Raw genomic sequence first — 12,786 nt, forward strand, 5'->3', positions numbered from 1 at the left:
TAGGAAAATCAACCCATTCCGCTACTTTTGTTTGAAACAAATTGATTAAGACTATGAAACATACAGTAGTAAGATATGGGGTATACTCGCTGGTATTGGCAGCGATTCTTTTTCTGTTAGCCCTCACCTTAGGCGACGGTTTATCGTATCGTACTCAAGAAATTCTCGGGTATGCTACGATGACGGTTTCCTTACTTTTTGTCTTCTTCGGAATAAAACATTATCGTGATGAAGTAAGCGGAGGAACAGTTTCCTTTTGGAAAGCCTTTTCAATCGGAATCCTGATTTCTATGTTTGCAGGTATTGGGTTTGGGATCATCGACTATATTTATACAACCGTTATTAACCCAGATTTTATGATGGAATACGAAACTGCCATGCTGGCCGATATGAAAACAGAACTTTCTGCCGAAGAATTTGAAAAGCAAAAAGTTATACTTCAACAACAGATGAAAGCGTATGGTGGTTCTGGCTTTATGGCGGCTTTAATGTTCATTACCGTTGTATTAATCGGAATCATTATATCATTGCTTTCAGCAGTAATCCTTCAGAAAAAAGAACACTAATATGCAATACGACGTAGAAACAGTACAGGAATATCTAGACCAGATTCCGGAAGAACGTAAAGATTCGGTTCAGAAACTCAGAAAAACGGTCCAAGACAACCTTCCAAAAGGCTTTGAGGAAGGCATTCAGTACAAAATGATTGGCTTTTACGTGCCACACTCGAAGTATCCCGATGGGTACCACTGCGATCCAAAAGAACCGTTACCATTTGTTAGCATTGCTTCACAGAAAAATTTCATAGCTTTATATCATAGCGGTTTATATTCATTTCCAGATCTTTACGATTGGTTTGTGTCCGAATACCCCAAACACTGTAAGTATAAATTAGACATGGGAAAAAGCTGTGTCCGATTCAAGCGTGTGGATGATATTCCCTATAATCTGATTGGCGAACTATGCCAAAAAGTTACTGTCGACGAATGGATAGAGCGCTATGAGAATGCAATAAAGAAAAAATAAAATACGATGAACTTTCGATGGATTCTATTTGTATGGTGTTTGATCTGTTCAAACGGACTCAAGGCCCAAGAACTGTATTATGTAACAGAGGATAATAATTTTTACAGACTCGATCTTCAGGACTATTCATCAACCTTCCTATACGATATGGAAATAACCGGTATTGGGACGGTAGTGGACATAGCTTTCGATACGCAGGGAAACCTTTTCGCCATTACCAACTTTGATTTAATCCTACAAATAGATTTAGACAATCAGTCCTACGAAATTTTCTACACTGTCACTACACCCGGCACATTTCCAGGATTAGTAGCCAATGCCCAAGATGAACTGTTCTTCGGCGCTTGGTTTAGCGAGAAGCTTTACAAATTCAATCCCATAGACGAAACCGTCGAAGAATTGATTGAAGGCGTTCCCACTCCTGGAGATTTCACTTTCTATAAGGGAAATTTATTATTTCCGAATGCTAACGACAATTCTTTGGGAAGTTATAACGGTTCCGATATAAGTTTTGTGGGCTGTGCGCAAGGCCCATTGTTTTCGTTGGTGAATGTATTCACCGATTGCGACAATAACGAAATTTATGGTATCGACGACCAGAACAATCTGTATCGGTATGATGTTGGCACCAATGCACAAGAGCTTTTGACACAAGTAGATGCTCCGGGTATTATTTACGGTGCAGCTACAATGTCCGAAGCCTTTGCTTCCGATTGTCCGTTGGTGGAATTAAATCAGGTGAATTGCAGTTTAGGAACTGAAGCTATTAACAGCTATGACATTTCCGTTTATCCAAATCCTACCACTTCTGAAATATTTTTTCAACCCACTACTATTCCAGTAACAAAAGTAGTGTTGCGCGACCTTCAAGGAAGATTGATAATAGAAGACGTGGATGCGAAGAACAGTGTATCCCTGTCAACCTTAACATCGGGAATCTATTTTATGGAACTCTACATTCAAGATTTACCAAAACCTTTCATCCAAAAAATCATAAAACAATAAGCATGAAAAAACGAGTGACTGGCCTAGGCGGCTTTTTCTTTAAAACTGAAGATCCAAAGAAAATCAAGAATTGGTATCATAATCATTTAGGGCTTAACACCGATGATTATGGCTGTACCTTTTGGTGGAAGGATGAAGAAGGTAACAAATGTAGTACACAATGGAGTCCATTTCCGAAGGATACGAAGTATTTTCAACCCAGTGAAAAGCAATTTATGATGAATTTCCGGGTAGAAAATTTAAAGGAATTACTTGTAGTGTTGAAAGAGGAAGGCGTGACAGTCGTAGGTGAAATGGAAGAATATGAATATGGAAAATTCGGTTGGATTATTGACCCTGAAGGCAACAAAATCGAACTTTGGGAACCTGTAGACAGCGCTTTTCTGTAACCTGAGATGTTTTGGTTTTAAGATTTGTTTTATCTTAGTCGTCTAACCAAAAACCAATCCAATGCAAGACAATACAAACGAAGGCTACGATAGCACTAAAAAACGAATGGACGACACTTCCGATTCGTTTGAAAAAGAAGCCAAAAGTACTGCCAACGAATTCAAGGAAGGCTGGAATCAAGCCACCCATGGTGGTGAGAATAAGAAAATATTGGCTGGAATCTTGGCAATTGTATTAGGAGCTCTTGGCGTTCACAAATTTATCTTGGGCTATAATAAGGAAGGCATCATCTTATTGGTTGTTACGCTTATCGGTATTGTAACCTCCTGTTTTTTTGTAGGCGTTTTCCTTTATATGGCTACCGGAATTATTGGTCTTATTGAAGGTATCATCTATCTTACAAAAAGCGATGAAGAATTCTACCAAACGTATCAGGTTGGGCAAAAACCTTGGTTTTAAATAGGTTTTGGCGCATTTCGTGACGAATAGCTTTCTATAAAATGCTACATTTATAGAAAGCTATTTTTATGAAACCAGATTTTTCAAAGTTAAAAGCCCTCTACATAAATTGCACGTTAAAGAAATCACCAAGACAAAGTCACACTCGCGGGTTAATCGATGTATCCGCAACCATACTCGAAAATGAACATGTCGAATATGATGTAATTCGCTTGGTCGATCATATCATAGCTCCAGGCGTCTATCCTGATATGACCGAGCATGGTATCGACAAGGATGAATGGCCAACGCTTTGGAAAAAAGTACAGGCAGCAGATATTTTAATCATCGGAACCCCCATTTGGTTAGGTGAACGCTCTTCCGAAGCAACCAAACTTATCGAGCGTCTTTATGCTATGAGCGGAATGCAAAACGAAAAAGGACAGTATATCTTTTATGGCAAAGTCGGTGGCTGTATTGTAACGGGTAATGAAGATGGCGTAAAGCATTGTTCGATGGGGATCTTATATGCGCTACAGCATGTAGGATATAGCATTCCGCCTCAGGCCGATTGCGGCTGGATTGGCGAGATTGGACCTGGTCCGAGCTATTTAGATGAAGAAAGCGGTGCTAAAAACAATGCGTTTACCAATCGGAATACCACTTTTATGACCTATAATCTGCTTCACTTAGCGAAGCTTTTAAAGGAAAATAACTATTACCCTTCGTATGGTAATTCACGTTCGGCATGGGACGATGGCACGCGTTGGAATTTTGAAAATCCCGAATATCGCTGATTTTTAGCGGTCTCTTAAGACTTTAGCCGCTGTATTTATAAATTCTTTGGCTTTAATTCATAGCGTCTCTTACTATCTTATTAGTCAACTAATAAAGAAACTATGATATGAGCTCTAAGAAAAAGAATTTTGCACGCTTTGGATTGGCTACCAAAGGAATTGTTTATTTCATCATCGGGGGATTAACAGCCTTTGCTGCTTTTGGAGGCGGCGGACAAAAAGCTGGAAGCGATACCGCACTCGATTTTATCGCACAACAAGATTTTGGAAAAATACTATTGGTCCTAACCGGTTTAGGCTTATTGGGTTACCTTTTTTGGCGCTGGTACCAAGCCTTTGCAGATCCAAAAGGAGTAGGAACCGATACCAAGGGTATGGTAAAAAGAGTCAGCTATTTTGGTAGTGGTTTGTTTTACGGAGCACTTGCATATTCCGCAATTTCCCGGGGAACGGGCGGCAGTTCTTCATCGGGAAATAATAGTATGCTATCAAAAGCCTTAAATTCTGACTATGCTGTTACAATTGCGATAATTATTGGATTAGTATTACTCGGAAAAGCGATTTATGAAATATATCAAGCCTATTCTGGCAAATTCCGAGAGGAAGTAGACGAAGCCGATATTCCTCAGGAAGCGCATTCACTAATTATTAAATCAGGTAAGGTCGGATTAACATCACGTGGAATTATAGCGGGTATTATGGCCTTTTTGATGTTCCGGACGGCATTTAGTGGTGGCGCAGAAAAAGTGAGTAAAACCGATGCCTTCAGCTTTCTTCAAAATGAATTCGGAACGGTTGTGATGGGAATTATCGCAGCAGGCCTTGTTGCCTATGGTGTCTTTATGATTGTAAAAGCGAAATATAGCAGTTTGGCAGTATCATAATTACTCCTCTTCCTTACCGCCATTGGCGTATTTCTTTTCAAGCTCTGCCTGAAATTCCTCCATTACGGGTTTAACAGTACTTTCAGGCAAGTCGGCGATGCGTATATACATCAAGCCATCTACGGCATTGTTGAAAAGTGGATCTACATTGAAGGCTACTACCTTTGCATTCTGCTTTATGTACTTTTTGATGAGTACGGGAAGACGTAGGGATCCCGGTTCCACCTCATCGATTAGCTTATCAAATTTATTTAGGTCTGCTTCGGTTTCATCGAAGATGAAGTCCTTATCGGCATCCTTCAACTTTACCTTATATTCCTTTTTAGGATTGATGTATTGGGCAACATAGGGATCGTAATAATTCGATTTCATGAATTCTATCATCAAACTCTTACTGAAATCGGAGAATTTGTTGCTGATACTTACACCTCCAATCAAATAACGGTGTTCTGGATACCGCAATGTGGTATGTACGATTCCTTTCCAAAGGAGAAATAATGGCATCGGACGTTGTTGATATTCCGCGATAATAAAAGCACGTCCCATTTCGATACTCTTGCTCATCATAGGGTACAATTCGGGCTCAAAACGAAACAAATCCTGAAGGTAAAAACCATCGATGCCAAAGCGTTCAAAAATTTCCTTTCCAAGTCCCATACGATAGGCACCGGCAATTTTTTTCGCTTCATTATCCCATAAAAACATATGGCGATAATAGGTGTCGAACTTATCCAAATCGACCGACTCGTTCGTACCTTCACCAACTTCCCGGAAGGTTATCTCTCGCAAACGACCGATTTCCTGAAGGATATTCGGAATGTTCTCCGGATGTGCCAAGAACACTTCATAATTTTTACTTATCAGAAGTCGTTTCTCGTTTTCCCTAAGGGCTTCCACTTCATCTTCCATGGCTTCCACTGGAACCGCTCCAGCAATTTTTTTAGGTGCTTTTGGAATTTTCAGTGATTTGGGTAGCGTATCAATAAGTTTTTTCTTTTCAAATGGATTCGCTAGAACATACGTTTTTCTACGTAGAATATTGGTGAAATCGTCTAACGATTCATGTTCTTTTTGGTCGGCTACCGTAATCGGATTTCCAATTCTTACTTTGATAACCCGCTCTTTTTGGGTCAATAATTCTGAAGGCAACTTCGCCGTTCGAAGCACATCGCTCAACTTTGCCAGGCGATAGAACAGTTTGCTATTTTTTGCATGAAAATATATAGGAACAACAGGCACCTCGGCCTTCTTCACCAACTTCATGGCAGCTGGTTCCCATGGCCTGTCCACCACCAATTTGCCATCGCGATAGGTTGAAACTTCACCCGCTGGAAAAATCCCTAATGGTTTGCCCTCCCCTAAATGTGCCAATGCTTGTTTGAATCCCATAATGCTACTTTTGGCATCCTTTCGATCTTCAAAAGGATTCACCGGCATTACATACGGCTTTAACGGTTCGATTCGGTGTAACAGGAAATTTGCTATAATCTTAAAATCGGGTCGCTTTTCAAGTAACAACTTCAACAATAAAATACCATCAATCCCTCCTAGCGGATGGTTGCTTATGGTAATAAAAGGACCTGTTTTGGGAATTCGCCTTAAGTCCTCTTCTGGAATCTCAAACTTGATTTCAAACTCTTCCAACAAAGCATTGATAAAGGGAAGTTTTTCCAAATGCTTATTCCGATCGTAAATGTCATTCAAAGTCGAAATATTGAGCACTTTCATGAGTGTCCACCCTAAAGAAGTACCCAGAAAACCGAATTTATCGACCTTAATGGCCTTGGCAACTTCTTTAGCATTAACGAGTCCCATGTATTGGTTGGATTATTGGTTTGTTGAACGTGGCGTCTTCACAAATATAGGGAAACAAACGACTATTCTTTAACAATTAATTGGACGGTTTCGCGGCTTTCCTGCTTTAACAAGACTTCTTTTCCTTTCATCAACGTCTTAATTTCTGTCGGACTTGCATGGCGAACGGTATATAGGGTAACGCCCTCATTCCATTTCACCGCAAACGTGGAGCGGAGTTTTGTGAGCAACTGCTCTAGACGGTCGAACCTATTATCAACACAAACGGAAAAGCTGATGGCCGAGTTTTGGATAAGCTCCACTTTCATTCGGTATTGGTGCAACCATTTAAAGACATCACCGATGTTATCTTCCATCATAAAGCTAAAATCCAATGATGATAACGACAACAACACTTGATTTTTCTTCAAAATATAACACGGAATTTTAGGTCTCAGCGTAACGCCTTTTCCAACACAGGTTCCGGTTGCAGTAGGATTCTCGAAAGATCGCACATATAGCGGAATTTCCTTTCGCTGTAAGGGTTGAAGCGTTTTGGGGTGAATTACCGATGCTCCGTAAAATGCCAGTTCGATAGCTTCCCTGTAGGAAATATGCTCCAATAACTGTGTTTCGGTGAAGTACCTCGGATCAGCATTTAACACACCGGGTACATCCTTCCAAATAGTTACGCTATCGGCATCCAAACAATAGGCGAAGATTGCTGCAGTGTAATCACTTCCCTCTCGGCCTAGTGTAGTGGTGAAACTGTTCTTATGTTCTGCACCCAAAAAGCCTTGGGTTATAGTTATTCCTTTTTGTGAAACAGTGGCAGCAATATTGGTATGGGTAGTGTCCCAATCAACCTTTGCGTCCCTGTATTCGGAGTCGGTTACGATACAATCGCGCACATCTAACCAAGTATTGGAAATATCATTTTCCCTTAAAAAGATTGAAACGATGGTGCTGGAAAGCAACTCGCCATAAGACACTACCTGATCGTATACAAACGAATGGTTTTTCGACTTGGTAGTGCGAAGAAACCGTTTCATATCGTCGAACATCGTTGCTATCTCCTTAAAAATGGGATGCGAGCGATTTTCGAAAAGTTGATCTAATATAGAAAAATGATATTCATACACGGAAGCCATCGCTGCTTCGCTATCGGTTTTGTCGTCAAAATGATCGCGAACCACTACCTCCAAAGCATTGGTCATTTTCCCCATAGCGGAAATAACTACCAACAAATCTGGCTCCTGACAACTTTTTAAAACGGCTGCAACATTACGGACACCGGCAGCATCCTTCGTAGAAGCACCTCCGAACTTAAATACTTTCATCTGAAAAAATAATCTAGCAATTCATGAATTAGAGGTTCTCCACAAACTTGCGGATACCATCTTCGTCCATTTGTACGGTATACCATTGCTTCTGAAGCGCTGCACCAGTACTTTCGTAGAATTTGATCGCATTTTTGTTCCAATCGAGTACTATCCATTCTACTCGTTTCACACCGTGTTCCGCTCCTGCCTTAATAACTTCACTGTATAGGGCGATTCCAAGACCCTTTCCACGATACTCCTTTTTCACCATCAAGTCTTCCAAGTGAAGTGTTTTTCCCTTCCACGTACTAAATCGAAAATAGACCAAGGCCATTCCCACTACTTCCCCGCTTTCGGTTTCAGCAATAAAACAATCGAAAAGGGGTTCGTCGCCGAAGCCACCCTCTTCTAGTTCTTCCACGGAAATCTCTACCTCATGTTCGGCTTTTTCATAATCTGCAAGTTCTTTAATGAGGTGAAGAACAGCAGGCATGTCCTCTTTGGTACTTTTTCGAATCGTAAACTCCATCTTTTTAGTTTTAAATGAAAAATGCTTTGTACAAAAATATCGATATTTGTGCCGATTATACATCGATACCCACAAAAATGGCAAACACAAACAAAACCTTAGGCGAATTTATCATTGAAAATCAAGAGGAATTTAGATATTCCTCGGGAGAATTGTCCCGACTCATCAATTCCATCCGATTAGCCGCCAAGGTTGTAAATCATGAAGTGAACAAGGCAGGCTTGGTCGACATCCTAGGAGCCGCTGGTGAAACCAACATCCAAGGTGAAGACCAGCAAAAATTGGATGTCTATGCCAATGAAGCCTTCATCAAGACACTTACCAATCGCGAAATTGTTTGTGGTATTGCCAGTGAAGAGGAAGACGATTTCATCACCATTAAAGGTCGAAATGAAAAAAACGATAATAAATATATCGTTTTGATCGACCCCTTGGATGGTTCTTCCAATATCGACGTCAATGTTTCCGTAGGAACCATATTTTCTATCTATAGGAGGGTTACCCCATCTGGAACTCCAGTAACGATAGACGATTTTCTTCAACAAGGCAACCGACAGGTAGCAGCAGGTTATATCGTGTATGGAACCTCAACCATGATCGTTTATACCACAGGCCATGGCGTAAATGGCTTCACCCTAAACCCAGCCATCGGAACGTATTATCTGTCACATCCAAACATGAAATTTCCAGAAGATGGCCGTATCTATTCGGTGAATGAAGGAAACTATGTGCATTTCCCACAGGGCATTAAGGACTACATCAAATATTGCCAAAAAGAAGAGGGCGATCGTCCCTATACTTCGCGCTATATCGGGTCGTTGGTATCCGATTTTCACCGAAATATGATTAAAGGAGGTATCTATATCTATCCGAATACCGCAAAAGATCCGAATGGGAAGTTGCGCTTGTTATACGAATGCAATCCGATGGCCTTTTTAGCTGAACAGGCAGGCGGAAAAGCCAGTAACGGATTTGAAAGAATATTAGATATTCAACCTACCGAGCTACACCAACGCATTCCCTTTATCTGTGGAAGCAAGAACATGGTGCTAAAAGCCGAGGAATTTATGCAAAACGCATAAAAAAAGGCTTCTCGAAAGAAGAGAAGCCTATAATTTCTTTATTGGAATCGAATTAGCCGCGCTTGTTCAACAAATAGCGGTAATCTTCAAAATCCAATCCACCCTCGTAAATATCGATGGAACGTTCGATGAGTGTTTTTGCCAATTCAGCCGTATACCCCAATCCTATGGCGTACCGCTCGATCAAGAATCTTTCGTGATCATCGATTTCATGATCGGCAAAGATCATTTCAAACAAATCGTGCATACGCTCCAATCGCTTATCAGCAGAATTTGGAGGATTGATAGGATATTTCTTTGGATCTTTTAAGACCGCTTTATATTCCGACTCATCAACGCCCAATTTTTGGGCAAAGCGCTTCAACAAACGCTCTTCTTCTTCATTTATTTCGCCATCAATAGATGCGATATTGGCGATAGAAGCAAAATGACTCAAATTTCTTGAGTGCTCTCCGGATTCAAACAGATCGGTAAATGACATAATATTGATTTAGGCTACAAATATAGGCCTTGCTGAAAAAATTTCCGAAGAATCCTGTTGTTTCTTTTATGTCGAAAATCATTTTTTACATCCCAAGTTCGCGACCACTAAACTTTTCTTAATCCCTTAGGAGTTGCCTTGCAATCCCTTATTTTTATACTGCTACTGAATCAGCATTATGGCAAACCCCCTATTGGTATTTAATAATAAAGGAATTTACTGTGAACAGGCCGATGTCTACATCGATGCCTGGCGACCTGTTGATAAGTGCATCGTGACACACGGCCATGCGGATCATAGTCGCTGGGGCCATAAACAATACATTACACAGCATAACAACGTTCCGATTATCAAGCACCGTTTGGGCGATATTGAAGTTTCCGGTAAGGATTGGGGTGAAACCTTTACGATTAACGGGGTAACCTTTAGCCTGCATCCTGCAGGACATATCGTAGCTTCCTCTCAAGTTCGGGTCGAATATAAAGGTGAAGTTTGGGTCTTTACGGGCGATTATAAAACGGAAGATGATGGTATAGCCGAACCCTATGAACCAGTAAAATGCCACACGTTTATTACCGAATGTACCTTCGGTCTTCCGGCCTTCAAATGGGTGCCACAGGCTGAAGTGTTCTCCGACATTAATACATGGTGGGCCCAGAATAAAAGTGAAGGTAAAACCTCGGTGCTTTTTGGCTATAGCTTGGGAAAAGCCCAACGCTTACTGAAACACTTAGATACTTCCATAGGAAAAATTTACACCCATGGTGCCGTAGAGAACATGACAAACGTTCTACGTGAAAATTACGACTTCCCAGAAACCACGCGAATCACACGTGAAGTATCCAAACAAGACATTGCAGGCCATTTGATGGTGGCGCCACCAAGCGCTCATGGTGGTACTTGGATTCGCAAAATGGTTCCCTACGTGACGGCTAGTGCCAGTGGCTGGATGACCTTTCGTGGAGCGCGAAGAAGACGTGCCATAGACCGTGGTTTTGTATTAAGCGACCACGCCGATTGGGATGGGTTGTTAGATTCCATTAAAGCTACTGGGTGCGAAAAAGTGATTACCACACATGGATATACGGATATCTTTTCACGCTATTTACGGGAAGAATTAGGCTACGATGCCCGAACGGAAAAGACTCAATACGAAGAGGAAAATTCAGAAAGTTCTAAAGCTGAATCGGATGACTAAAAGGAATAATAATAATGAGTCAACTATTGCTAGGGAGGGGATGTCAAAATTTGCCAGCCTCATAAAAACCATCGACAGTACTAACAAAACGAACGTTAAAGTACAGGCATTAGCAGACTACTTCAAAACGGCAGAAGATGATGACAAACTTTGGACCATTGCCATTCTTTCCCATCGTCGTCCGAAACGCCCCGTAAATACAACTTTACTTCGTGAATGGGCTACCGAATTGAGCGGCATTCCGCTATGGCTCTTCGAAGAAAGTTATCATATCGTAGGCGATTTGGCTGAAACGATTGCGTTAATCTTACCAAAAACCGAATCTACCAGCAAAAAATCACTTTCGGAATACATTTCAGAAATAATCGAACTCCGAACACTTCCTGAAAATGAGAAAAAAGCATACCTACACGATAATTGGTTGAAACTAGATTATTACGAGCGATTTGTCTTCAACAAAATTATTACGGGTAGCTTTCGAATCGGGGTGAGTCAAAAACTGATGACCCGTGCGTTGGCAAAAGCGACCGATATCGATGAGGATATCTTAGCATATAAAATGATGGGCGACTGGACCCCCGAAAAAACCACCTATAACAAGCTCATTTTAGAGGAAAATGAAGAAGACTACCTCAGCAAACCCTATCCATTCTATCTGGCATATGCGGTGGAGGATGATTTTCAAGAGGAATTGGATGACATTTCAAACTGGAGCTTCGAACATAAATGGGATGGAATTCGAGCGCAAGTTATTGTACGAAATGATGAGGTCTTCGTTTGGTCGCGTGGTGAAGAGCTGGTTACCGACAAATACCCTGAATTTCAACGTTTTTTAAAAGAAATACCTAATGGAACTGTGCTCGATGGTGAAATTCTACCGTTTGTGGATGGCGAAATCGCAAATTTTCGGGAGTTACAGACACGCATCGGCCGAAAAAACCTGACGAAAAAATTATTGGAAAAAACGCCTGTTATTCTAACGGCTTATGATTTGTTGGAGTGGAAAGGTGAAGATATACGCGAAAAGCCGTTTTCAGAGCGAAGAGAGATTTTAGATGCACTCATTAGCAACTGTCCTTGCGATGAAATAGGCTTGTATTTAAGTGAAACCATGACTTTCAATTCTTGGGAAGCTGCTGCTGCTGAACGCGATCTTTCACGTGAAAAACGAAGTGAAGGCTTAATGCTGAAACGCCATGATTCTCCCTACCTAGTCGGACGAAAAAAAGGCGATTGGTGGAAGTGGAAGGTCGATCCTTTCACTATCGACGCCGTGCTTACCTATGCGATGCGTGGTCACGGTCGACGTGCCAACCTCTATACCGATTACACCTTCGGACTATGGGACGGAGAAGAATTAGTGACGTTTGCAAAGGCCTATTCCGGATTAACCGATAAGGAGTTTCGTCAGATTGACGCCTGGATCAAGAAAAATACATTAGAACGCTTCGGACCTGTACGAAGTGTAACACCCCATCACGTTTTCGAAATCGCTTTCGAGGGAATTGCCGAAAGTAGCAGACATAAAAGTGGCGTAGCGACCCGTTTTCCCAGAATGGTACGTTGGCGAAAGGATAAACCGATCGAAGAAGCGAACACCTTAGATGATCTTAAAGCGTTAATACCAAAATAATTTACCTACTACTCTCCTCTTGGCGAGTAGGGGTTTCCTGATACACAGGACGGGGGGACGGAGCAGGACGGGATGATAAAACTAGGTTGATATTGTGAAATTAGAAATCAGATAGATTATAAAAAATATAAATTTCCACCCTTCCGTCAGCCATTGGCTGACACCTTCCCTACTAGGGAAGGAGCTATATCCGGCCGCCTTTGCTCC

At 41.3% G+C, this 12,786-nt stretch carries 14 protein-coding genes; 10 read left to right on the forward strand and 4 right to left on the reverse strand.

Annotation, left to right across the window (positions count from 1 at the left end):
- Nucleotides 1–53: 53 nt before the first annotated feature.
- The 7 genes from I4Q58_RS05805 to I4Q58_RS05835 all read left to right on the forward strand — a co-directional run bounded on the left by I4Q58_RS05805 (nt 54) and on the right by I4Q58_RS05835 (nt 4,540).
- Entirely contained in the window at nt 54–566 is a 513-nt protein-coding gene (locus tag I4Q58_RS05805) for a DUF4199 domain-containing protein (protein WP_203294745.1), read from the forward strand.
- A gap of 1 nt (nt 567) precedes the next feature.
- Nucleotides 568–1,026, forward strand: coding sequence for a DUF1801 domain-containing protein (locus I4Q58_RS05810; protein WP_203294747.1), 459 nt, complete (start codon nt 568–570; stop codon nt 1,024–1,026).
- A gap of 6 nt (nt 1,027–1,032) precedes the next feature.
- Nucleotides 1,033–2,031 (forward strand): T9SS type A sorting domain-containing protein, encoded by a 999-nt coding sequence (locus tag I4Q58_RS05815; protein ID WP_203294749.1) that lies wholly within the window; start codon nt 1,033–1,035, stop codon nt 2,029–2,031.
- 2 nt (nt 2,032–2,033) lie between these two features.
- A complete protein-coding gene (locus I4Q58_RS05820) occupies nt 2,034–2,420 on the forward strand; it encodes a VOC family protein (protein WP_203294751.1) in 387 nt (128 codons plus the stop codon).
- Nucleotides 2,421–2,481: 61 nt separating this feature from the next.
- Entirely contained in the window at nt 2,482–2,880 is a 399-nt protein-coding gene (locus I4Q58_RS05825; RefSeq protein ID WP_203294753.1) for a TM2 domain-containing protein, read from the forward strand.
- 68 nt (nt 2,881–2,948) lie between these two features.
- Nucleotides 2,949–3,656 (forward strand): flavodoxin family protein, encoded by a 708-nt coding sequence (locus I4Q58_RS05830; RefSeq protein ID WP_203294755.1) that lies wholly within the window; start codon nt 2,949–2,951, stop codon nt 3,654–3,656.
- Between the two features lie 107 nt (nt 3,657–3,763).
- Nucleotides 3,764–4,540, forward strand: a complete 777-nt coding sequence (locus tag I4Q58_RS05835) for a DUF1206 domain-containing protein (protein ID WP_203294757.1) — start codon at nt 3,764–3,766, stop codon at nt 4,538–4,540.
- On the opposite strand, the gene I4Q58_RS05840 is transcribed toward I4Q58_RS05835, so the two are convergent.
- From I4Q58_RS05840 to I4Q58_RS05850, 3 genes are all read right to left on the reverse strand, one after another.
- Nucleotides 4,541–6,355 (reverse strand): GNAT family N-acyltransferase, encoded by a 1,815-nt coding sequence (locus I4Q58_RS05840; protein WP_203294759.1) that lies wholly within the window; start codon nt 6,353–6,355, stop codon nt 4,541–4,543.
- A 62-nt stretch (nt 6,356–6,417) separates the two neighbouring features.
- Entirely contained in the window at nt 6,418–7,674 is a 1,257-nt protein-coding gene (locus tag I4Q58_RS05845) for an aspartate kinase (protein WP_203294761.1), read from the reverse strand.
- Nucleotides 7,675–7,702: 28 nt separating this feature from the next.
- Nucleotides 7,703–8,185 carry a GNAT family N-acetyltransferase gene (locus I4Q58_RS05850; protein ID WP_203294763.1) on the reverse strand — a complete coding sequence of 161 codons (483 nt, stop codon included), beginning with the start codon at nt 8,183–8,185 and terminating at the stop codon, nt 7,703–7,705.
- A gap of 77 nt (nt 8,186–8,262) precedes the next feature.
- Between I4Q58_RS05850 and fbp the strand changes: the two genes are divergently transcribed.
- Nucleotides 8,263–9,267 (forward strand): class 1 fructose-bisphosphatase, encoded by a 1,005-nt coding sequence (fbp, locus tag I4Q58_RS05855; protein WP_203294765.1) that lies wholly within the window; start codon nt 8,263–8,265, stop codon nt 9,265–9,267.
- Between the two features lie 52 nt (nt 9,268–9,319).
- Here the strand turns inward: fbp and I4Q58_RS05860 are convergent, their stop codons facing one another.
- Nucleotides 9,320–9,748, reverse strand: a complete 429-nt coding sequence (locus tag I4Q58_RS05860) for a tellurite resistance TerB family protein (protein ID WP_203294768.1) — start codon at nt 9,746–9,748, stop codon at nt 9,320–9,322.
- Between the two features lie 178 nt (nt 9,749–9,926).
- Between I4Q58_RS05860 and I4Q58_RS05865 the strand changes: the two genes are divergently transcribed.
- Together I4Q58_RS05865 and I4Q58_RS05870 are read left to right on the forward strand one after the other, a co-directional pair.
- Entirely contained in the window at nt 9,927–10,946 is a 1,020-nt protein-coding gene (locus tag I4Q58_RS05865; RefSeq protein ID WP_203294770.1) for a ligase-associated DNA damage response exonuclease, read from the forward strand.
- A 40-nt stretch (nt 10,947–10,986) separates the two neighbouring features.
- On the forward strand, nt 10,987–12,579 hold the full coding sequence (locus I4Q58_RS05870; protein WP_203295559.1) for an ATP-dependent DNA ligase: 1,593 nt from the start codon (nt 10,987–10,989) through the stop codon (nt 12,577–12,579).
- The last annotated feature ends 207 nt before the right edge of the window (nt 12,580–12,786 follow it).

Source organism: Luteirhabdus pelagi (assembly GCF_016827595.1).
In the GTDB taxonomy this organism is placed as follows: Bacteria; Bacteroidota; Bacteroidia; order Flavobacteriales; family Flavobacteriaceae; genus Luteirhabdus; species Luteirhabdus pelagi.